The organism is Mesorhizobium sp. M8A.F.Ca.ET.202.01.1.1 (genome assembly GCF_004791595.1).
Taxonomy (GTDB): domain Bacteria; phylum Pseudomonadota; class Alphaproteobacteria; order Rhizobiales; family Rhizobiaceae; genus Mesorhizobium.
Genome location: NZ_SRUN01000001.1, coordinates 319,514 through 339,992 on the forward strand (window position 1 = coordinate 319,514; position 20,479 = coordinate 339,992).

The window sequence follows — 20,479 nt, forward strand, 5'->3', positions numbered from 1 at the left end:
CCGGCGCATGCGAAGGGCTGACAGCATGACCAAGCCAATCCTCTACGGCGCGGACTACAGTGTATATGTGCGCATCGCGCGGATGGCGCTGGAGGAGAAAGGCATCGACTACGAGCTGGTGCCGCTCGATGTCTTCGCCACCGACGGCATTCCCGCCTGGTATCTGGAACATCACCCGTTCGGCCGCATCCCGGCCTTCGAACATGACGGGTTCCGGCTCTTCGAGACGAATGCGATCGCGCGCTATGTCGATGAAGCGTTCGAGGGTCCGGCGCTGCAGCCGGCCGACGCGCGCGGCCGAGCGAGGATGGGCCAGATGACAGGTATGCTCGATGCCTATGGCTACAGGTCGATGGTCTGGGATGTTGCCGTCGAGCGGCTGGAGAAGGAAGCGCCCGACGAGGCGCTGATCGCCGACGGGCTGCGCCAGGCCGAAACGGTGCTCGGGGTGCTGACGTCGCTGAAGGCACAAGGGCCTTGGCTGCTTGGCGACCAGCTGACGCTGGCCGACCTGCATGCGGCGCCGATGATTGGCTATTTCGTCAAGGTCATCGAGGGGCGGGACTTGCTGGCGCGGTTTGCACTGGTCCAGGAGTGGTATGCGCGCGTGGCTGCCCGCCCAAGCTTTGCCCACACCGAAAAGGTTGGTTGACAAGTATCGGGATAACCGCTGGACAGCACCCCTCGGTCCGGCAGGACAGAGGCAGGCGCTGTCCTGCCAGCCTCGGACTAGCTCGTTGGCACGCCTAGTGCCTGCCTAAATTCGCTAGGCGGCTTCCAGCGCCGCCTTCACCGCCGCGATGGCGTCGTTGGCCTTGGAGGCGTCGGGGCCGCCGGCTTGCGCCATGTCGGGGCGGCCGCCGCCGCCCTGCCCGCCCAACGCGGCGGAGGCCACGCGCACCAGGTCGACGGCGCTGAAACGGCTGACGAGGTCATCGGTGACGGCGACCACGACGCTCGCCTTGTTGTCCTCGCCGGCGCCAACGAACACGACGACGCCAGAGCCCAACGAAGTCTTGCCTGCGTCGGCCAGCGGCTTCAGGTCCTTCGGCGAGACCCCTGAAACCGCCTTGCCGAGGAAGCCGACGCCAGCCACGATCTCGTTGGCGGCCGGGGCATCGGCAGGCGACCCGCCGCCCAGCGCCAGCTTCTTGCGCGCTTCGGTCAGGTCCTTATCGAGCTTCTTGCGCTCTTCGAGCAGCGCTTCGACACGGGCTGGCACATCCGCCGGCGAGATCTTCAGGGTGGCGGCGGCCGCTTTCAGCCGCCGGTCCTGCTCGTCGAGATGTTTGCGCGCGGCTTCGCCGGTCAACGCCTCGATGCGGCGCACGCCAGCGGCGACCGCACCGTCCGAGACGATGCGCACCAGGCCGATATCACCGGTCGCCCTGACATGCGTGCCGCCGCAGAGCTCGACCGAGTAGGGCCGGTTGGCCTTGGCGCCATGGACGCCCGTGCCCATCGACACGACCCGCACCTCATCGCCATACTTCTCGCCGAACAGCGCCATGGCGCCTTCGGCGATGGCGTCGTCGACCGACATCAGGCGCGTGGTCACCGGGCTGTTCTGGACGACGATCTCGTTGGCCATGCGCTCGACCTCTTCGAGCTCCTCGGCTGAAATCGGCTTGTTGTGCGAGATGTCGAAGCGCAGGCGCTCGGGCGCGACCAGCGAGCCTTTTTGCGCGACATGGCTGCCCAGCACCTCACGCAGCGCCTCATGGATCAGATGTGTCGCGGAGTGATTGGCGCGCAGCCTGGAGCGCCTCGCATGATCGACCTTCAGTTCGACCGCGGCCCCCAACTTGACCGTGCCGCTCGCCACCTTGCCCAGATGCACGAACAGACCATCGGCCTTTTTCTGCGTATCGGAGATCTCGACCGAGAACCCCTCACCCGAGATGACGCCGGTGTCGCCCATCTGGCCGCCGGATTCGCCATAGAACGGCGTCTGGTTGACGACCACGGCGACCGCATCGCCCTTGGCGGCGCTGTCGACGGTCTTGCCGTCCTTGACCAGCGCCTGAATGAGGCCTTCGGCCTGCTCGGTTTCGTAGCCGAGGAATTCGGTGGCGCCCGTCTTTTCACGCACGGAGAACCAAACCGTCTCGGTGGCGGCCTCGCCGGACCCGGCCCAGTGCTTGCGCGCCTCCGCCTTTTGCTGCTCCATCGCATTCGTGAACCCGGCAAGATCGACCGAAATGCTGCGCTGCCGCAGCGCGTCCTGCGTCAGGTCGAGCGGGAAGCCATAGGTGTCGTAGAGCTTGAATGCGGTCTCGCCATCCAGCATGTCGCCGGCGCCGAGCTTCTCCGTCGCCTCGGACAGCAGTCCGAGGCCGCGCACCAGCGTCTTGCGGAAGCGGGTCTCCTCGAGTTTCAGGGTCTCGGTAATCATCGTTTCGCCGCGGACCAGTTCCGGATAGGCCTGGCCCATCTCGCGCACCAAGGCCGGCACCAGTTTCCACATCAACGGATCGCGGGCGCCGAGCAGCTGCGCATGGCGCATGGCGCGGCGCATGATGCGGCGCAGCACATAGCCGCGGCCTTCATTCGACGGCAGCACACCGTCGGCAACCAGGAAGGAGGATGAGCGCAGGTGATCGGCAATGACGCGATAGGACGCAACCGTTTCCGCGTCGGGCGCGCGCCCAAGCGCGGAGGACGCCGCATCGATCAAATGACGGAACAGGTCGGTCTCGAAGACGCTTTCCACCCCTTGCAGGATGGATGCCATGCGCTCCAGGCCCATCCCGGTGTCGATCGACGGACGCGGCAGGTCGACGCGCTCCTCTTTCGTCACCTGCTCATACTGCATGAACACCAGGTTCCAGAATTCGAGGAACCGGTCGCCGTCCTCCTCCGGACTGCCGGGCGGGCCGCCCCAGATGTGCTCGCCACGGTCGATGAAGATTTCCGAGCAGGGGCCGCAGGGTCCCGTGTCGCCCATCGCCCAGAAATTGTCCGAGGTCGCGATGCGGATGATGCGGTCGTCGGAGAAGCCGGCGATCTTCTTCCAGTAGCCGGCCGCCTCATCGTCCGTGTGATAGACGGTGACCAGCAGCTTGTCCTTCTTCAGCCCGAACTCCCTCGTGATGAGGTTCCAGGCAAGCTCGATGGCGCGCTCCTTGAAATAGTCGCCGAAGGAAAAATTGCCGAGCATCTCGAAGAAGGTCAGGTGGCGCGCGGTATAGCCGACATTGTCGAGATCATTGTGCTTGCCGCCGGCGCGAACGCTTTTCTGGGCCGTGGTGGCACGCGAATAAGGCCGCTTCTCCAAACCGGTGAAGACGTTCTTGAACTGCACCATGCCGGCATTGGTGAACATCAAGGTCGGATCGTTGCGCGGCACGAGCGGGCTCGAGGCCACGACCTCGTGGCCTTCCTTGCGGAAATAGTCGAGAAAGGTCGAACGGATCTCGTTCACGCCACTCATGGATACTGCCTTTTCAAGAGAGCCGCCGGCCGGACCGGCGGGAGATGGCTCAGTGTTTTCTAGAAGATGGAGTTGGCCTTTTAGCCGTAGCTCTTGACCCTGTCCAGAAACACGAAATTGGGCCAATTCGAGCTTCGCACCGCCACTTGCGCGGGCACACAAACGAAAACCGCCGGCGCGAAGGCCGGCGGTTTTGAACGCGGTACTAAAGAACTCTGTTACTTAAGCGTCGGATAATAGGCTGGATTTATGGCCAAACTCTGGCGTTGCCCTACATCGCGCCGGCTTCGTCCTCAAAACCGTCATCGCCATTGCCCTCCGAACCACCATTCTCGAGGAATTTTTCGGCGATCAGTCCGGCATTCTGCCTGAGCGCCAGTTCTATCTCGCGGGCGGTGTCGGGATTGTCGCGCAGGAACAGTTTCGCATTCTCGCGGCCCTGGCCGAGACGTTGCGAATTGTAGGAGAACCAGGCGCCCGACTTCTCGACCACGCCGGCCTTGACGCCGAGATCGACCAGTTCGCCGGTCTTGGAGACGCCCTCGCCATACATGATGTCGAATTCGACCACCTTGAAGGGCGGCGCCAGCTTGTTCTTGACCACCTTGACGCGGGTCTGATTGCCGACGACTTCGTCGCGATCCTTGACCGAGCCGATACGGCGGATGTCGAGGCGTACGGAAGCGTAGAATTTCAGCGCGTTGCCGCCGGTCGTCGTTTCGGGCGAGCCGAACATGACGCCGATCTTCATGCGGATCTGGTTGATGAAGATGACCATGGTGTTGGAGCGCGAGATCGATGCGGTGAGCTTGCGCAGCGCCTGGCTCATCAGGCGGGCCTGCAGGCCAGGCAGCGAATCGCCCATCTCGCCCTCGATTTCGGCGCGCGGCGTCAGCGCCGCCACCGAATCGACCACCAGCACATCGATGGCGCCGGAACGCACCAGCGTGTCGCAGATCTCCAGCGCCTGCTCGCCGGTGTCGGGCTGCGAGATCAGCAGGTTTTCAAGATCGACGCCGAGCTTGCGGGCATAGACCGGATCGAGCGCGTGTTCGGCATCGACGAAGGCGCAGATGCCGCCCTTCTTCTGGGCTTCGGCCACGGTATGCAGGGCCAGCGTCGTCTTGCCCGAGCTTTCCGGCCCGTAGATCTCGATGATGCGGCCGCGCGGCAGGCCACCGACGCCGAGCGCGATGTCGAGGCCGAGCGAACCGGTCGGCACCGTTTCGATCTCGACGACCTGCTCGTTGGCGCCGAGCCGCATGATCGAGCCCTTGCCGAAAGCCCGCTCGATTTGCGACAGCGCCGCATCCAGAGCCTTTGATTTGTCCACTGCCTTATCCTCTACCAGCCGCAAAGAATTCTGAGCCATGATACATCACCCCTTGGTCGTCAATGAAGGCCGGACAATCCGTAATCCCTGGCATTTTGTACCTTGTTTGTTCTCATTTGGCAAGGGGTGGCAACCAATTGAAAAACAAGCGATATCCGGATTTGTTCTTTTTTTGTCTTGCCAAGCCGGTCAGGAACGGGCTCCGCATTGGGCCAGCCGGCCCCGGCATTCCGCCCGGCCGAATCGCGATCTTGCGTGCGAAGCTCTGTCGCGCACTCTAGCGCTTGTGCGGCTACAACAACAAAGGTCATATCGCCGCCATGGTGAAATCAGCGAAGATACTGGCCGTGGGCGGCGCCCATATCGACCGGCGTGGCCAGGTATCCGGTCCTTACGTGCCGGCCGCCTCCAATCCCGGCACGATGCGCGAAGATGTCGGCGGTGGCGTCTTCAACGCCCTGCGCGGCATGGTGCGGCGCGGCCTCTCCGCATCGCTGCTTTCGGTGCGCGGCGGCGATGCGGCGGGAGATACGGTTTCACGGGCCATCGCCGAGGCGGGCGTCGCCGATCTGTCGGCGGTGTTTCTCGACCGCACCACGCCGAGCTACACAGCTCTCATCGACCGCGAGGGCGAATTGATCGTCGGCTTTGCCGATATGGCGCTGTATGACTTGGCCTTTACCAAGCAGATCAGGCGTTCCAAGATCCGCCAGGAGGTGGCTGCCGCCGATGCCATCCTGTGCGACGCCAACCTGCCGTCGGCCGCACTGCAGGGGTTGCTGTCGCTCGCCGCCGGCAAACCGGTTTTCGCCATCGCGATTTCGCCGGCCAAGGTGACGCGGCTGATACCGGTGCTCGACGGGCTGGCCCAGCTCTTCATGAACCGGCGGGAGGCCGTGGTGCTGGCTGGCGTCCATGCAGATGCCGCCGAGCGGGAGATGATCGACGGGTTGCGATGCAGCGGCCTTTCCAGCGGCGTGGTCACGGCAGGCGGTGGCCCTGTGCTGGGTTTCGACAGCACAGGCGCTTTTTCGATCCTGCCGCCTGCTCCCAGAAAAGTCGCCGATGTCACCGGCGCCGGCGACGCGCTCGCGGGTGCGACGGTCGCGGCGCTGCTGCGCGGCCTGCCGCTGCGCCAGGCCCTGCGCGAAGGCGTCGCGGCGGCGACGCTGACCATCGAGAGCGCCAATGCGGTGCCCGAATTCTCCGCGGCGAGCTTCGCGGAAGCGCTGGCCCTTGTGCCGGATGCCAGGGAAGTGGCATGAGACCGGCAAATTCATGACGCCGCAGCGAAGCTTACGCTTTCCTGATGGATGCGCCGCATTCCGGATTGGAGATCAGAAATGACGCCAGAGACCGCCCGCCCTTTCATCGATATCCATGCACCGGTGGCGCAGACCCTGGCCGCCGGGCGTCCTGTGGTGGCGCTCGAAAGCACCATCATCACCCATGGCATGCCCTATCCCGACAATGGCGCCATGGCGGCCAATGTCGAAAAAATCATCGCTGACGGCGGCGCCGTGCCAGCGACGATCGCCGTGGTCAACGGCCGCATCAAGGTCGGGCTTTCGGACGGCGAACGCGAATCGCTGGCGATGACGGGTGACGCCATGAAATTGTCGCGCGCCGATCTCGGCTTCGCTGTCGCGCAGGGCCGCACCGGGGGCACCACGGTCGCGGCCACGATGATTGCTGCTGACATGGTCGGCATAAAGGTGTTCGCCACCGGCGGCATTGGCGGCGTGCACAAGGGCGCGGAAAAGAGCTTCGATATTTCCGCCGATCTCGACGAACTGGCGCGCACGCCGGTCATCGTCGTCTCGGCGGGCGCCAAGGCCATTCTGGACATCGAAAAGACGCTGGAAGTGCTGGAGACGCGCGGCGTGCCCGTGGTCGGCCATGGCTGCGAGACGATGCCCGCCTTCTGGTCGCGGCAGTCGCCGTTCCGCGCGCCATTGACCTTGCACAGGCCGGAAGACATCGCGCATTTCTACCAGACGCGCATGGCTCTGGGACTTGGCGGCGGCTTGCTGGTCGCCAATCCGGTGCCGGAAAACCACGAAATCCCCGCTGAAGAAATGGCCGGCTACATCGAAGCCGCGCAGAAGGCCGCCGAAGCCCTCAACGTCACCGGCAAGGCGGTGACGCCGTTCCTGCTGGGAAAAATCCTCGAACTCACGGGCGGCCGCAGCCTGAAGACCAACATCGCGCTGGTCGAGAACAATGCAAGGCTGGCGGCGAAGATAGCCAAGGCGCTTTAGGGTCGCGCGGCGAAGGCTCACTCACCCGGATTGCCAAGACCGAATTGCCAAGACCAAATTGCTAAGAGCAATTCGGGGCGATCCGACCTCTCCCCGAGGGGAGAGGAGCTGCCGGCGCCAACCCCTTCTCCCCCCGGGGAGAAGGTGGCCGCGAAGCGGCCGGATGAGGGGCGGCCTCGATGTATCCCCTCCGTAGCAGCCCCAGCGTCAGGTCAAATCACTTCCCAGCCCGCCGCCCCGCCTCATAGGCGCGCCGCGCCCACACCGTCATCTCGTCGGGATCGTCGAAGGCACTGTCGGGAATGCTCCAGTAGGGCATGGCGACCAGCTTGCCGTGCCGCGTTCCGGTATAGGTCCATTGCCGGCAGCCGGCGGCCTCGAAATCGGGCACGCTCTGCTCGTCGGCTTTCAGCAGCAATTCGCCGCGCAGCACGATGGCGACGATGACATCGTCGAAATAGATGCCCTTGCCGCCGAAGAGTTTGCGGATGCTGACCGGGCCCAGGCCCTCGAAAAGCTCGGCGATGCGTTCATTGTCCATGCCGCGATCATGTCACCGGCATTTGACATTGTCATCGCGCAGCCGAAATCATGCTGACAGGTTGTGAACATTCCGTCGGAGTCGTTTCGTCATGCCGCTTCTGCTCAAAGGATCCTGTCGCTGCAACGCCGTGCGTTTCGAGGTGGAAAGCCACACGCCCGTACCGTTCATGCTCTGCTACTGCTCGATCTGCCGCAAGCAGCAGGGCGGCGGCGGTTTCGCCATCAATCTCGGCGCCGATTACGCAACGTTGAACATCCGGGGCAAGAGAAATCTTGGCGTCTACCGGGCCGAGATCGAGGACGATGAGCATCCCCGTTGCGGGGTCTCGACCGGCGAACGCAATTTTTGCCGCAAATGCGGGTCGGCGCTCTGGCTCTACGATCCGACCTGGCCGGAACTGGTGCATCCCTTCGCCTCGGCGATCGACAGCGACCTGCCCGTTCCGCCCGAGAAGGTGCATCTGATGCTGAAGTACAAGGCGAACTGGGTCGAGCCTGATGTTGGGCCGAAGGACAAAGTCTTCGACGTCTATCCCGAAGAATCGATCGCCGACTGGCACAAGCGGACAGGCATGTGGGTGGATTAGCTTTCTTCACGGGGTGAAGGTGCCGGCAGGCAAATGAGGCCGCACAAACTAACGAGAGGGCACCGCTGCCCCTCATCCGGCCCTTCGAGCCACCTTCTCCCGTAGCGGGGCGAAGGGAGGTCAGGCCGAGGCGCGTGCCTCGGCCAGCGCCTTGAGATCGGCCGGCTTCAGTTCGACGGATTCACCGCAACCGCAGGCCGAACTCTGGTTCGGATTGTGGAAGGTGAAGCCGGTGCGCAGCGTTGTCTGCTCGAAATCCATTTCGGTGCCGAACAGGAACAGGGCTGCTTCGGGCGCGACATAGACATGGGCGCCGTCGCGCTCGATGTGGTCGTCCTTGGTGTTGGGCTCGGTCACCAGATCGACCGTGTATTCCATGCCGGCGCAGCCGCCCTTCTTGATCCCGAGTCGAATGCCATGCGCGTTCTCGCGAGTCGCGACGATCTCGCGCACCCGGTCGGCGGCCTTTTCGGTCATCGTAATGACGGCAAAGCGTCCCATGTTTTTCCTTCTCCATTCCATGCAGGTTCAAGGCCTGCCGAATGATTCCTCACCTAAAATGGTGAAGTTTTACCACTGGCGCAAGTGTACCAGGCTCAGCGCTAGTACCAGCCCACCGCGACCTGCGCCTCTTCCGACATGCGGTCGGGCGTCCAGGGCGGATCGAAAGTCATGTTGACCTCGACCCCGGACACGCCTTCGATGGCGCCCACCGCGTTCTCCACCCAGCCGGGCATTTCGCCGGCCACCGGGCAGCCCGGCGCGGTCAGCGTCATGTCGATCTTGACCGAGCGGTCGTCCTCGATGTCGATCTTGTAGACGAGGCCGAGTTCGTAGATGTCGGCCGGGATTTCCGGGTCGTAGACCGTCTTCAGCGCAGAGACGATGTCGTCGGTCAGTCGCGCCAGTTCGTCCGCGGGGATGGCCGAGGCGGAAACGACGCTGTTGCCGGCCGATACGGTCTCTGCGGTGGTGCTCACATCATCCATCGTCGTCACCCGAAAAACTTGCGCGCTTTTTCAAGCGCCTCGGCCAAAGCGTCGACTTCGGCCCTGGTATTATACATGCCGAACGATGCCCTGCATGTGGAGGTTACGCCAAAGCGTTTCAACAGCGGTTGCGCGCAATGGGTGCCTGCGCGGACAGCCACGCCTTGCCTGTCTATCACCATCGAGACGTCATGGGCATGAATACCTTGCAGCTCGAAGGAGATGATGGCGCCCTTGCCAGGCGCATCACCGAAGATGCGCAGCGAATTGATGGCGCGCAGCCGTTCGTGGGCATAGATCTTGAGGTCTTCTTCGTGCGCCGCGATGCGCTCGCGGCCGACAGAGTCCATGTAGTCGAGCGCCGCACCCAGCCCGATCGCCTGCACGATCGGCGGCGTGCCCGCCTCGAAGCGGTGCGGCGGATCGTTGTAGGTGACGATGTCTTCCGTGACCTCCTCGATCATCTCGCCGCCGCCCATGAAGGGCCGCATGCCGGCGAGACTATCCTTCTTGCCGTAGAGCACGCCGATGCCCGAGGGGCCGTAGACCTTGTGGCCGGTGAAGACGAAGAAATCGCAATCGAGATCCTGAACGTCCACGGCCATGTGCACGGCGCTCTGGCTGCCGTCGACGAGTACGGGAATGCCGCGCGCATGCGCGATCCGGACAATCTCCTTGATCGGCGTCACCGTGCCAAGCGCATTCGACATCTGCGTGATGGCGACCAGCTTCGTCCTGTCGGTCAGGCGCTTTTCGAATTCCTCGATGTGGAAGACGCCGAGGTCGTCGACCGGCACCCAGACCAGCTTGGCGCCCTGCCGTTCGCGGATGAAATGCCAGGGAACGATGTTGGAATGATGCTCCATGATCGACAGCACGATCTCGTCGCCCTCGCCGATATTGGGCATGCCATAACCATAAGCAACGGTGTTGATCGCCGAGGTCGTGTTCGAGGTAAAGACGATGTTGTCGGTGCTTGGCGCGTTGAGGAAACGGCGCACCGTTTCCCGCGCCTTCTCATAAGCGTCGGTGGCGGCATTGGAGAGGAAATGCAGGCCGCGATGAACGTTGGCGTATTCCTGGGAATAAGCGTGCTGGATCGCATCGAGCACGACCTGCGGCTTCTGTGCCGAGGCGCCGTTGTCGAGATAGACCAGCGGCTTGCCATAGACTTCACGCGACAGGATCGGGAAATCATGGCGGATCGCCTCGACGTCGTAGGGGGTGGTTTCGATCTTCTGGTCCATCACAACGTCATTGCCTCATTCTGTCACGCACCCCTCATCCAATTACCCGTGCGTCACAAACCACTCATCCAGCCGCGCTTCCAGCGCCTCGACGATCGCTTCGTCGTCCAGCTCCTCGATCACTTCCGCCACGAAGGCTTTGACGAGCAACCCCCGCGCGCTCTTTTCGTCGACGCCGCGCGCCATCAGGTAGAACAAATGGTCGTGGTCGATCTCCGTGACAGTCGCGCCATGGCCGCAGATGACGTCGTCGGCGAAGATTTCAAGCTCCGGCTTGGTCGAGAACTCGCCATCGTCCGACAAAAGCAGCGTGTTGCAGGCCATCTTGGCGTTGGTCTTCTGCGCATATTGGTGAACGTTGATGCGGCCCTGGAACACCCCCCGTGCCTTGCCCGTCACCACATTGCGGATGACCTCCGTCGATGTCGTATGCGGCACGGCATGGTCGAGCACCATGGTGACATCGGTGTGGGTGTCGCCGGCCAGAAGATTGATGCCGCGCAGCTTGAAGTCGGCGCCTTCGCCCGTCGTCTTGATCATGATCTCCTGGCGCACCAGCCTGCCGCCGGCGTTCATGACGAACAGCGTCAGTTTCGCATTCTTGCCGATATGGGCCTTGAACTGCGCCAGGTGTGTCGCCGTCTCCGGCTGCTCCTGGACGATCAACCAGGTCACCTCGGCGCCCTCGCCGAGCACGAGCTGGCTGACCGAGCTCGTCAGCGCAGCGCCCTCGCCGGCCTGACGCTCGACGATGACCGCCTTGGCGCCGGCGCCGACACGCACCGGCAAGCGCACATGGGTCTGGCCACCTGCCTGCAGGTTCTGCAGCTCGACCGGCCTTTCCAGTTCGGCGCCATCGGCGATGTCGACGAAAAAGCCGTCGGCGACGAAAGCGGTGTTCAGCGCACCAATGGCATCGTCACTGCCATAGGGGTCGAGCCCCGGCGCGATGCTGCCGTCGGTCAGCTTTTCGGACAGACGCTGGACGCTGACACCCTCGACGTCCGGCGCCTTGGCGCTCGACACGCCGTTCAACAGAGCGAGAACCGTCGAACCGTCGACGATTGGCGCGATGGCTTTCGCTGCGGCGGCCGGATCGAAGTCCGGCACCGCATTCAAAAGCCGGCGCAGATCGGTGTAGTGCCAGGACTCGATGCGACGCGTCGGCAGACCGTGCTTGATCGCTTCGATGGCGTCGTCGCGCTTCAGCATCACCGCGCCGTCGCCCGGCAGCAGCGACAGCCGGTCGCCGAAGGCGTCGATCAACGCTGTCTCGGCCGGTGTCCGCTGCGGTTGTGTGTGCATGTTCATCAGTCTCGCCTGTCTTTTGGAACAAAATGACTTGGCATCTCAAGCGGCTTCGCCGATCACACCGGCATAGCCATTGGCCTCGAGGTCGAGCGCCAGCGACTTGTCGCCCGACTTGATGACCTGGCCCCTGTAGAGCACGTGCACGCTGTCCGGCACGATGTGTTCGAGCAGGCGCTGGTAATGGGTGATGACCAGGAAAGCCCGGTCCGGCGAACGCAGCGCGTTGACGCCATCCGAGACAATCTTCAGCGCGTCGATGTCGAGGCCGGAATCGGTCTCGTCGAGCACGCAGAGTTTCGGCTCCAGGAGCTTCATCTGCAGGATTTCGGCGCGCTTCTTCTCGCCGCCGGAGAAACCGACGTTGAGCGGCCGCTTCAGCATCGCCATGTCCATGCTGAGCGATGCGGCGGCTTCCTTCACGCGCTTCAGGAATTCCGGGATTTTCAGCGGTTCCTCGCCACGCGCCTTGCGCTGCTCGTTCATCGCTACTTTCAGGAATTCCATGGTGGCGACGCCCGGTATCTCCATCGGATACTGGAAGGCGAGGAAGATGCCTGACGTGGCGCGCTCGGCCGGATCCATTTCGAGGATCGACTGGCCGTTGTAGAGGATGTCGCCCTCGGTCACCTCATAGTCCTCGCGGCCGGCGAGGATATAGGACAGGGTCGATTTGCCCGAGCCGTTCGGCCCCATGATGGCGGCAACCTCGCCGGCTTTCACCGTCAGGTTCAAGCCACGGATGATTTCGGTGCCGTCATCGACGATGCGGGCATGCAGGTTCTTGATCTCAAGCATTTTCGTTTCCTGAATATTTGTCTGGGCCGGTCAGCCCACCGAGCCTTCCAGCGAGATGCCGATCAGCTTCTGCGCTTCGACCGCGAATTCCATCGGCAGCTGCTGGATGACGTCCTTGACGAAGCCGTTGACGATCAGTGCGATCGCCTCTTCCTCTGGGATGCCGCGTTGCATGACGTAGAACTTCTGGTCCTCGGAGATCTTCGAGGTCGTCGCTTCGTGCTCGAACTGCGCGGTCGAGTTCTTGGCTTCCATGTAGGGCACGGTGTGCGCGCCGCACTGGTCGCCGATCAGCAGCGAGTCGCAGTTGGTGAAGTTGCGGGCGTTGGTCGCCTTGCGGTGCGCCGAGACCTGGCCGCGATAGGTGTTCTGCGAGAAGCCGGCGGCGATGCCCTTGGAGATGATGCGGCTCGACGTGTTCTTGCCGAGATGGATCATCTTGGTACCGCTATCGACCTGCTGGTAGCCGTTCGAGACGGCGATCGAATAGAACTCGCCCGAGGAATCGTCACCGCGCAGGATGCAGCTCGGGTATTTCCAGGTGATCGCCGAGCCCGTCTCGACCTGCGTCCACGAAATCTTCGAACGGTCGCCACGGCAGTCGCCGCGCTTGGTGACGAAGTTGTAGATGCCGCCCTTGCCTTCGGCATCGCCGGGGTACCAGTTCTGCACCGTCGAATATTTGATCTCGGCATCGTCGAGCGCGACCAGTTCGACCACTGCGGCGTGAAGCTGGTTCTCGTCGCGCTGCGGCGCCGTGCAGCCCTCGAGATAGGAAACGTAAGCCCCCTCCTCGGCGATGATCAGCGTGCGCTCGAACTGGCCGGTGTTCTTCTCGTTCATGCGGAAATAGGTCGACAGCTCCATTGGGCAGCGCACGCCCTTGGGCACGAAGACGAACGAACCGTCGGTGAAGACGGCCGAATTCAGCGTGGCGTAGAAATTGTCGGAGGTCGGCACGACCGAACCGAGATATTTCTGCACCAGCTCCGGATGTTCGCGGATCGCTTCCGAGATCGAGCAGAAGATGACGCCGGCCTGCGCCAGTTCCTTCTTGAAGGTGGTGACGACGGAGACGGAATCGAACACGGCGTCGACGGCGACGCGGCCTGATTTGTAGACGTTGTCGCTGACTTCCTCGAGGTCCGAGGCGTCGGTCTTCTGCACGCCGGCGAGGATTTCCTGCTCCTTCAACGGAATGCCGAGTTTCTCGTAAACCTTCAATATCTCGGGATCGACGTCGCTGAGCGAAGTCGGCCCGGGCGTGCTCTTGGGCGCCGCGTAATAGTAGATGTCCTGGAAATCGATCTTGGGATAGTCGACGCGCGCCCAGGTCGGCTCTTCCAGCGTCAGCCAGCGGCGATAGGCTTCGAGGCGCCATTCCAGCATCCAGGACGGCTCGTCCTTCTTGGCCGAAATGAAACGGATGATGTCTTCGCTCAGGCCCTTGGGAGCCTTGTCGACGGCGATCTCGGTCTGGAATCCGTATTTGTATTGGTCGACGTCGATCTTTCGGACCCGATCGATCGTGTCCTGCACAGCAGGCATATGCGTTCTCCATCCACGCCGGGGTCAAGGCCCGACAGTTTTCAAACTATGGCACCACCAAATGAACGCCCGAGCAGCGTCCGCGGCAGCGTAAGTTCCATATAGTGCGCCTCGACCGGAAATTCACCCGGCCAATATGAAACGCACGGCTCTACCAGGCCGAAGCCCAAATCCGTTTTTCTCAAGCATCGGATTCCGATGCTCCAACCGCTACGCGGCCTTCTCTCTGCCCGCCCTCCGCGCGGCGATGCCTGCCAGCGCGGCGCGGAACAGTTCGATGTCCTCGGCGCCGGTCTCTGCACCGACCGATACGCGCAGGGCGCCAAGGCTGTCACCGTGCCCCATGGCCTTGAGCACATGGCTCGGTCCGACCTTGCCCGACGAGCAGGCGGAGCCGGCGGAAAGCGCCACGCCCGCCAGATCGAAGGCGATCTGGGCGGTTTCGGCTTTGACCCCGGGAATAGTGAAGAATGTCGTGTTGGCAAGCCTTGGTGCGCCGGCTCCGAAGATTTCGACGTCCGGCACCAGGGTCTTGATGATGGTTTCAACCTCGTCGCGACGCTGACGCACGGCACCGATGGTGTTCAGCCCGGCCAGGGTTTCCCGCGCAGCGGCGCCAAAACCGACGATGCCAGGCAGGTTTTCGGTGCCGCCACGGTGGCTCTTTTCCTGGCCGCCACCATTGATCAGCGGCCTCGGCATCATCAGGTCGGCAGCGGCAACGAAGGCGCCAGCGCCCTTGGGGCCGCCGAGCTTGTGCGAGGACAGAATAACATAGTCGGCATATCCAGCCGACATATCGATGGAAACGCGGCCCGCGGCCTGGACCGCGTCGACGACAAGAATGCCGCCCGCCGCCCTGACGATCTCCGCGATGCGATCGGTCGGCTGGATGACGCCAGTTTCGTTGTTGGCGGCGTGGATCGCGACCAAGGGCAAGCCATCGGCCTTGTCGTGACCGGCCAACGCCGCCATCAAGGCGTCGAGATTGACGATGCCATCGGCGCCGACACCGATCCGCGTCACCAGGTCTGCCGGGAAGCCTCCGCCATTCAGCAGGCACGGATGGTCGGCCTCGCACACGTAGAGCCGGCTCATGCGAATGGCGCCGCGCCCCATCTGCCAGTCCGGCGTCAGAAGCGTCGATGCGGCCTCGGTCGCGCCCGAAGTGAAGACGACATGTTCGGCCTTGCCGTTGACCAGCGCCGCCACGTCGCGCCTGGCATTGTCGATCAGCCTGCGCGCGGCGCGCCCTTCGGCATGGACCGACGAGGGATTGGCCGCATCAAACGCCGCGACCATGGCCTCGCGCGCCGCGGAAAGCAGCGGCGCACTGGCATTATAGTCGAGATAGGCGCGTATCGCGGCCATTTTCGTCCAGTTCTTCCCGTCAGAAGCCATTCCGCCGACGTATGGCGTTATTTCCTTGAAATTCCAAGGCAAGCCGTCCTATTTACGCGGCTTGCGGCGAGGCGATCGGGCGATTGCGTTTCGGCCACCCAGTTTTGAACAATTCTAAACTAGCTTCTAGGAAGACGCTCGCCCTGCGTCAAGGTCTGTGGAAGCGGAGCCAGAGGAAGAGTGTTCCGGGCGCCGCGCACTTGTATATGTCACGTGGAGTATTTCATGCCTGAGGTCATTTTCACCGGTCCTGCCGGCCGTCTGGAGGGACGCTACCAGCCCTCGAAGGAAAAGAGCGCGCCGATTGCCATCGTGTTGCATCCGCATCCGCAGTTCGGCGGCACGATGAACAACAAGATCGTCTATGACCTCTTCTACATGTTCCAGAAGCGTGACTTCACCACGCTGCGCTTCAATTTCCGCGGCATCGGCCGCAGCCAGGGCGAATTCGACCATGGCACCGGCGAGTTGTCGGACGCAGCGGCGGCGTTGGACTGGGTGCAGTCGCTGCATCCGGATTCCAAGAGCTGCTGGGTGGCCGGCTACTCCTTCGGATCCTGGATCGGCATGCAGCTCCTGATGCGCCGGCCCGAGATCGAAGGCTTCATCTCGATCGCGCCGCAGCCCAACACCTATGATTTCTCGTTCCTGGCGCCCTGCCCGTCCTCGGGCCTGATCATCCATGGCGATGCCGACAAGGTGGCGCCGCCGAAGGACGTGCAAGGCCTGGTCGACAAGCTGCACACGCAAAAGGGCATCACCATCACGCAGAAGACCCTGCCCGGCGCCAACCATTTCTTCGCCAACGACGCCGATATGCTGATCGAGGAATGCGCCGACTATCTCGATCGCCGGCTGGCCGGTGAATTGTCCGATCCGCGACCGAAGCGGCTGAGATAAGACATTGGGCGATCCGTATTCGCCGGGCTAAGGGCGGGCGGGCAATGCCCGCCTCCTCGACGCAAGGCTGCCGCGGCGCGGATTATCCGGCATCGGCCTATTTTTCCGGGGCAATAAGTCGGAACGATGCCTTGCGGACCGGCAATCCTGAAGGTGCCGGCCGGAAGATGAAGCCGAGCCTGGCAAAGACCAGTCCGCACGCCAGCGCGAAGGCGCAGCCGAGGCCGAAGCCGGCAACGGTGTCGCTCGGATAGTGCGCGCCGACGAAGACCCTGGTCGAGGCGATGCAGGCCGTGACCACCAAAGCGATGTACCAACGCCGCGGAAACAGAAGCAGCAGGATACCGAACACGGCGCCCATCGTCGTGGCATGGCCGGAGGGAAAGCCGGCAAAGCGCGCATCGAAGGCAAAAGGGTGCAGCGCAAGGACGCCAAAATCCTGGAAGTAGAGCGGGCGGGCCCTGCCAATGGCATATTTCATGACATTGACGGTGATGCCGGACAGGCCAACCGCGCTCAGCACCAGGAAAGCCAGACAAGTCCAACTGTAGACCAGCATCAGCGCGCGCCGCGAAAGGCTTCGCCAATCCGTCAGGTTGGCCGCGACAAGCAGAAGCGCGGACGGAATAAGATACCAGCCGCCCAGCCCGAACTGCGTGAAGAACTCGGCAAGCCTGGCCACATCGGGCGACCATTGACCATGCGCCACCCCCGCCGGCGTATCGAGACGAACAAAGGCTGCTGCCGTCAGAAAGACCCAGACCAGGCCCCACGGCCACCATGAGATGTTGGGATAGCGAGCGGGGCGAACGGCAAGGCGCCGTCTTGCGAGTTGCAGGGTGTCGCGAAAATTGCCGAGGGATCGGCGTCCTATCCCGAGGAGCGAGCTGGAAACGGGTGGGCGCGATTTCACGAGCATTGGGAACACGACGCCATCATCGAAGTCATTGGCTCACACGATAAAGACCGAGCGACAGTTTGTCTCCCGATGAGTAGTTGAGGCCGTCGACTTCGGCGACGCGGTTGGCCGACTTGCCTTGCACGGACAGCATGCCATTCAATTTCTGTTCGTCACCGATCGGCACCAGGCCCAAGGAGCAAGCAGGATCGGCGAGCAGATGCTCCGCCACGCCACCGACATCGGTCAGCACCGTCTTCGTGCCGACCAGGAATACCAGGCTAGGCTCCTGATAGCGCGCCGAGGCCAGCACGGTCGTGTCGCAAGGTTTGTTGGCGCGCACGGCTTCCTTGATCGCCGGGCTCAGCCAGATCGGCTTCAGGGACGGGGCGATGACACCGAACAGCAAGGCATAGGTGATGCCCGCACAGGCGGCGGTTGCGCCGATGCGGGGCAGCGGCACCTGCAACTGCCGTGAGAAGGCGAGGTAGCCGGCGCAAAGCGCTGACGCTGCCGCCGGGATGCTCCACCACGAGAAGCTGTGCGTAAGGTAGATCGGTGCCCCGATACAGACCGCCGCCAGGCCAAGGCTGACCACCACCAGACCGAATGCGGTCGACCACCACAGCCACTGCTGCCAGGGTCTGAGCGGCGCATTGGCGTCCTGCGGCTGCAATGTCAGCAGCCAGCCAATCAGCAGCGCCATGCCGGGATAGGCCGGCAGGACGTAGTGCGGCAGCTTGGTCGGGATGAGTTCGAACACGAGCCAGAACGGAATGTACCATGCCAGGCAAAAGCGCAGCCTGAAATCGTCACGCACCCGATTGAGGGCCTGCAGCCCGGCGCCGACCGCGATCAGGCCGAACGGCCACATGAACAGCGAATAGGTCAACATGTAGAAACCCGGTGGCAGGCCGTGCGATTCCTCGCCCGAAGCGACCTTGTTCAGCATATCCTTGCCAACGGCTTCCTGGAAAAAGGCGCCGCCGCTCTTCCAGCCGATAAAAGCGACCCAGGGCAGCACGATGAGCAATACCAGCGCCACGCCGCGCACGAATTTCAGCTTCAAAAGCCAGCGCCAGTCGCGTTCGAAAGCAATTAGGGCCGCCGCCGTCAGCAGCGACAGGAGCGGAGCCACGGGCCCCTTGATGAGGATCCCCACGCCTTGCGCGAACCAGAATATCCACGGCAGATGGCCCGCCACCGGCTCGTTGCGGCGCGCCGCCAGATAGACCTGCGCCAGCGCGCCCTGCGCGGCCACGCAGCAGGCCAGAAGCATGGCGTCGGTTTTGGCGTCGCGTCCCTCGAAGGCGGTCGCGAAAATCGCCGCCATCATCAGGCCGGCGGCAAGGCCGGCATTGGCGCCGAACATTTTTGTGCCCGTCCAGGCGATGCCCAGAACAGCGAGCGCGATTCCGAGCATCGAGACAAGGCGGTACACCCAGATCGGCGCGGCCGCGCCCTCGCCGCTCAATGCGACAGCTGCCGATTGTAGCCAGTAGATGCCGATCGGCTTCTTGTAGCGTGAGACATCCTGGAAGCGAATGTCGATATAATCGCCAGTTTCGACCATCTGCTTGGTCGCCTGGACAAAACGGGATTCGTCGCGGTCGATCGGCGGAAGGCTCGCCAAGCCGCTGAAACTCATTAGCAAGCTGAACAGAAAGAGGAAGAGGTAGTTTCTGTTCATCGCGGGAGCTTTCCGGATCTGATCTGCGGGACGACCCCGTCGCGGCGTGCGGGCGCTGCCCTTGCGCGGCGCCTCATTACGCCAGCGGCATGAATGAGGCAAGGATTCGCAATTGCCATCCGCGGGCAGCAAGACCAGGTTCCGCCTTTGCTGATCGCGAACTCTTGGTTGGCGCGCGATCCGGCGCAAAACCGGATTCCACTTTTGCTGATGCCACTTGAGTGCTAAACGCGCGCGTTCACATATGCCCGCGACGGACCGGGCGTACGCTTTCGGGAAAGAAAACATGCCTGCCTTCAAATCCGATTTCCTGCGCACGATGAGCGAGCGCGGCTTCATCCACCAGACCTCGGATGATGCCGGCCTCGACGCTATCTTCGCCAAGGAAACCGTGACGGCCTATATCGGCTTCGACGCCACGGCCAAGAGCCTGCATGCCGGCTCGCTGATCCAGATCATGATGCTGCACTGGCTGCAGCAGACCGGACACCGGCCGATCGCGCTGATGGGTGGCGGCACCTCGATGATCGGCGACCCGTCCTTCAAGGACGAGGCGCGCAAACTTTTGACGCCCCAGGACATCGACGACAACCTGGCCGGTATCCGCCGCAACTTCATGCCATACCTGAAGTTCGGCAGCGGTTCCAGCGATGCGGTGATGGTCAACAATGCCGACTGGCTGATGGAGATCAACTACGTCAATTTCCTGCGTGATGTCGGTCGGCATTTTTCGGTCAACCGGATGCTCGCTTTCGATTCCGTCAAGTTGCGGCTCGACCGCGAGCAATCGCTGTCGTTCCTTGAATTCAACTACATGATCCTGCAGGCCTATGATTTCGTCGAACTCTACAAGCGCCTTGGCTGCCGTCTGCAGATGGGCGGCTCCGACCAATGGGGCAACATCATCAACGGCATCGATCTCGGTCGCCGCATGGAGGATGCGCAACTCTACGCACTGACCACGCCGCTGCTCACCACCTCGTCCGGCGCCAAGATGGGCAAGTCGGCCTCGGGCGCGGTCTGGCTCGATCCGGAGATGTTGAGTCCCTACGAATTCTGGCAATACTGGCGCAACACCGAGGATGCCGACGTTGGCCGTTTCCTGAAACTCTACACCACGCTGCCGCTGGACGAGATCGCACGGCTCGAGCGGCTGGGTGGCTCCGAGATCAACGAGGCGAAGAAGATCCTCGCAACGGAGATCACCGCCCATCTGCACGGCCGCGCGGCCGCCGAACAGGCCAGCGAGACGGCGCGCAAGACCTTCGAGGAAGGCGCTCTCGCCGACACGTTGCCCACGGTCGAGACGGACAGGGCCGCGCTCGAATCCGGCGTCGGCATCCTGTCGCTATTGGTCAGCGCGGGGCTGGCATCGTCCAATGGCGAGGCAAGGCGGCACGTCCAGGGTGGCGCCGTGCGGCTGAACGACCAGCCGGTAAGCGACGACCGTCGACTGGTCACGCTTCAGGATTTGAGTCCGGAAAATGTCGTGAAGCTTTCATTGGGCAGGAAAAAGCACATCCTGGTGCGGCCGGCCTGAGGA

The 20,479-nt window shown here is 63.0% G+C and carries 18 protein-coding genes; 6 read left to right on the top strand and 12 right to left on the bottom strand.

Translation table 11 applies throughout. The features are described from left to right. Nucleotides 1–25: 25 nt before the first annotated feature. Nucleotides 26–652, top strand: a complete 627-nt coding sequence (locus EN845_RS01870; RefSeq protein ID WP_127279227.1) for a glutathione S-transferase family protein — start codon at nucleotides 26–28, stop codon at nucleotides 650–652. Between the two features lie 114 nt (nucleotides 653–766). Here EN845_RS01870 and alaS read toward each other — a convergent pair whose 3' ends face one another. Together alaS and recA are read right to left on the bottom strand one after the other, a co-directional pair. Further along, nucleotides 767–3,433 (bottom strand): alanine--tRNA ligase, encoded by a 2,667-nt coding sequence (alaS, locus tag EN845_RS01875; RefSeq protein WP_127869560.1) that lies wholly within the window; start codon nucleotides 3,431–3,433, stop codon nucleotides 767–769. Nucleotides 3,434–3,704: 271 nt separating this feature from the next. After that, the gene (gene recA, locus EN845_RS01880) at nucleotides 3,705–4,805 is read right to left on the bottom strand and encodes a recombinase RecA (RefSeq protein ID WP_013895892.1); all 1,101 of its coding nucleotides are present in this window, start codon (nucleotides 4,803–4,805) and stop codon (nucleotides 3,705–3,707) included. A gap of 281 nt (nucleotides 4,806–5,086) precedes the next feature. Between recA and EN845_RS01885 the strand changes: the two genes are divergently transcribed. Then, nucleotides 5,087–6,031: a carbohydrate kinase family protein gene (locus EN845_RS01885; protein ID WP_127869562.1), complete on the top strand. Its 945-nt coding sequence runs from the start codon at nucleotides 5,087–5,089 to the stop codon at nucleotides 6,029–6,031. A 78-nt stretch (nucleotides 6,032–6,109) separates the two neighbouring features. Next, the gene (locus EN845_RS01890) at nucleotides 6,110–7,027 is read left to right on the top strand and encodes a pseudouridine-5'-phosphate glycosidase (RefSeq protein WP_127869563.1); all 918 of its coding nucleotides are present in this window, start codon (nucleotides 6,110–6,112) and stop codon (nucleotides 7,025–7,027) included. Between the two features lie 217 nt (nucleotides 7,028–7,244). On the opposite strand, the gene EN845_RS01895 is transcribed toward EN845_RS01890, so the two are convergent. Continuing rightward, on the bottom strand, nucleotides 7,245–7,568 hold the full coding sequence (locus EN845_RS01895) for a TfoX/Sxy family protein (protein WP_127869564.1): 324 nt from the start codon (nucleotides 7,566–7,568) through the stop codon (nucleotides 7,245–7,247). A gap of 91 nt (nucleotides 7,569–7,659) precedes the next feature. Here EN845_RS01895 and EN845_RS01900 point away from each other — a divergent pair, with 91 nt between their 5' ends. Further along, nucleotides 7,660–8,157 (top strand): GFA family protein, encoded by a 498-nt coding sequence (locus EN845_RS01900; protein ID WP_127869565.1) that lies wholly within the window; start codon nucleotides 7,660–7,662, stop codon nucleotides 8,155–8,157. A gap of 120 nt (nucleotides 8,158–8,277) precedes the next feature. Here the strand turns inward: EN845_RS01900 and sufA are convergent, their stop codons facing one another. The 7 genes from sufA to EN845_RS01935 all read right to left on the bottom strand — a co-directional run bounded on the left by sufA (nucleotide 8,278) and on the right by EN845_RS01935 (nucleotide 15,418). After that, nucleotides 8,278–8,658 carry a Fe-S cluster assembly scaffold SufA gene (gene sufA, locus EN845_RS01905; protein WP_013895897.1) on the bottom strand — a complete coding sequence of 127 codons (381 nt, stop codon included), beginning with the start codon at nucleotides 8,656–8,658 and terminating at the stop codon, nucleotides 8,278–8,280. 101 nt (nucleotides 8,659–8,759) lie between these two features. Further along, nucleotides 8,760–9,146: an SUF system Fe-S cluster assembly protein gene (locus tag EN845_RS01910; RefSeq protein WP_127278937.1), complete on the bottom strand. Its 387-nt coding sequence runs from the start codon at nucleotides 9,144–9,146 to the stop codon at nucleotides 8,760–8,762. Between the two features lie 5 nt (nucleotides 9,147–9,151). After that, entirely contained in the window at nucleotides 9,152–10,393 is a 1,242-nt protein-coding gene (locus EN845_RS01915; protein WP_127869566.1) for a cysteine desulfurase, read from the bottom strand. 42 nt (nucleotides 10,394–10,435) lie between these two features. Next, on the bottom strand, nucleotides 10,436–11,704 hold the full coding sequence (gene sufD / locus EN845_RS01920) for a Fe-S cluster assembly protein SufD (RefSeq protein ID WP_127869567.1): 1,269 nt from the start codon (nucleotides 11,702–11,704) through the stop codon (nucleotides 10,436–10,438). A gap of 39 nt (nucleotides 11,705–11,743) precedes the next feature. Continuing rightward, nucleotides 11,744–12,499: a Fe-S cluster assembly ATPase SufC gene (gene sufC / locus EN845_RS01925; RefSeq protein ID WP_127279011.1), complete on the bottom strand. Its 756-nt coding sequence runs from the start codon at nucleotides 12,497–12,499 to the stop codon at nucleotides 11,744–11,746. Between the two features lie 30 nt (nucleotides 12,500–12,529). Continuing rightward, nucleotides 12,530–14,047, bottom strand: a complete 1,518-nt coding sequence (gene sufB, locus EN845_RS01930; RefSeq protein WP_127279010.1) for a Fe-S cluster assembly protein SufB — start codon at nucleotides 14,045–14,047, stop codon at nucleotides 12,530–12,532. Between the two features lie 210 nt (nucleotides 14,048–14,257). Continuing rightward, complete coding sequence (locus tag EN845_RS01935) at nucleotides 14,258–15,418, bottom strand: cysteine desulfurase family protein (protein ID WP_127869568.1); 1,161 nt, start codon at nucleotides 15,416–15,418, stop codon at nucleotides 14,258–14,260. A gap of 255 nt (nucleotides 15,419–15,673) precedes the next feature. Between EN845_RS01935 and EN845_RS01940 the strand changes: the two genes are divergently transcribed. Next, nucleotides 15,674–16,348, top strand: coding sequence for an alpha/beta hydrolase (locus EN845_RS01940; RefSeq protein WP_127869569.1), 675 nt, complete (start codon nucleotides 15,674–15,676; stop codon nucleotides 16,346–16,348). Between the two features lie 97 nt (nucleotides 16,349–16,445). Here EN845_RS01940 and EN845_RS01945 read toward each other — a convergent pair whose 3' ends face one another. Both EN845_RS01945 and EN845_RS01950 read right to left on the bottom strand, forming a co-directional pair. Next, entirely contained in the window at nucleotides 16,446–17,267 is an 822-nt protein-coding gene (locus tag EN845_RS01945; protein ID WP_127869570.1) for a phosphatase PAP2 family protein, read from the bottom strand. Between the two features lie 25 nt (nucleotides 17,268–17,292). After that, nucleotides 17,293–18,936, bottom strand: a complete 1,644-nt coding sequence (locus tag EN845_RS01950) for a glycosyltransferase family 39 protein (RefSeq protein WP_127869571.1) — start codon at nucleotides 18,934–18,936, stop codon at nucleotides 17,293–17,295. 286 nt (nucleotides 18,937–19,222) lie between these two features. Between EN845_RS01950 and tyrS the strand changes: the two genes are divergently transcribed. After that, nucleotides 19,223–20,476 carry a tyrosine--tRNA ligase gene (gene tyrS, locus EN845_RS01955; RefSeq protein WP_127869572.1) on the top strand — a complete coding sequence of 418 codons (1,254 nt, stop codon included), beginning with the start codon at nucleotides 19,223–19,225 and terminating at the stop codon, nucleotides 20,474–20,476. The last annotated feature ends 3 nt before the right edge of the window (nucleotides 20,477–20,479 follow it).

Coding starts and splice junctions, on each gene's coding strand:
- recA (WP_013895892.1), bottom strand. CDS start 4,805: ATGGCTCAGAATTCTTTGCGGCTGGTAGAGGATAAGGCAGTGGACAAA.
- EN845_RS01900 (WP_127869565.1), top strand. CDS start 7,660: ATGCCGCTTCTGCTCAAAGGATCCTGTCGCTGCAACGCCGTGCGTTTC.
- sufC (WP_127279011.1), bottom strand. CDS start 12,499: ATGCTTGAGATCAAGAACCTGCATGCCCGCATCGTCGATGACGGCACC.
- EN845_RS01895 (WP_127869564.1), bottom strand. CDS start 7,568: ATGGACAATGAACGCATCGCCGAGCTTTTCGAGGGCCTGGGCCCGGTC.
- sufD (WP_127869567.1), bottom strand. CDS start 11,704: ATGAACATGCACACACAACCGCAGCGGACACCGGCCGAGACAGCGTTG.
- tyrS (WP_127869572.1), top strand. CDS start 19,223: ATGCCTGCCTTCAAATCCGATTTCCTGCGCACGATGAGCGAGCGCGGC.
- EN845_RS01910 (WP_127278937.1), bottom strand. CDS start 9,146: ATGGATGATGTGAGCACCACCGCAGAGACCGTATCGGCCGGCAACAGC.
- EN845_RS01885 (WP_127869562.1), top strand. CDS start 5,087: ATGGTGAAATCAGCGAAGATACTGGCCGTGGGCGGCGCCCATATCGAC.
- EN845_RS01915 (WP_127869566.1), bottom strand. CDS start 10,393: ATGGACCAGAAGATCGAAACCACCCCCTACGACGTCGAGGCGATCCGC.
- sufA (WP_013895897.1), bottom strand. CDS start 8,658: ATGGGACGCTTTGCCGTCATTACGATGACCGAAAAGGCCGCCGACCGG.
- EN845_RS01940 (WP_127869569.1), top strand. CDS start 15,674: ATGCCTGAGGTCATTTTCACCGGTCCTGCCGGCCGTCTGGAGGGACGC.
- EN845_RS01890 (WP_127869563.1), top strand. CDS start 6,110: ATGACGCCAGAGACCGCCCGCCCTTTCATCGATATCCATGCACCGGTG.
- EN845_RS01870 (WP_127279227.1), top strand. CDS start 26: ATGACCAAGCCAATCCTCTACGGCGCGGACTACAGTGTATATGTGCGC.
- EN845_RS01950 (WP_127869571.1), bottom strand. CDS start 18,936: ATGAACAGAAACTACCTCTTCCTCTTTCTGTTCAGCTTGCTAATGAGT.
- EN845_RS01945 (WP_127869570.1), bottom strand. CDS start 17,267: ATGCTCGTGAAATCGCGCCCACCCGTTTCCAGCTCGCTCCTCGGGATA.
- alaS (WP_127869560.1), bottom strand. CDS start 3,433: ATGAGTGGCGTGAACGAGATCCGTTCGACCTTTCTCGACTATTTCCGC.
- sufB (WP_127279010.1), bottom strand. CDS start 14,047: ATGCCTGCTGTGCAGGACACGATCGATCGGGTCCGAAAGATCGACGTC.
- EN845_RS01935 (WP_127869568.1), bottom strand. CDS start 15,418: ATGGCCGCGATACGCGCCTATCTCGACTATAATGCCAGTGCGCCGCTG.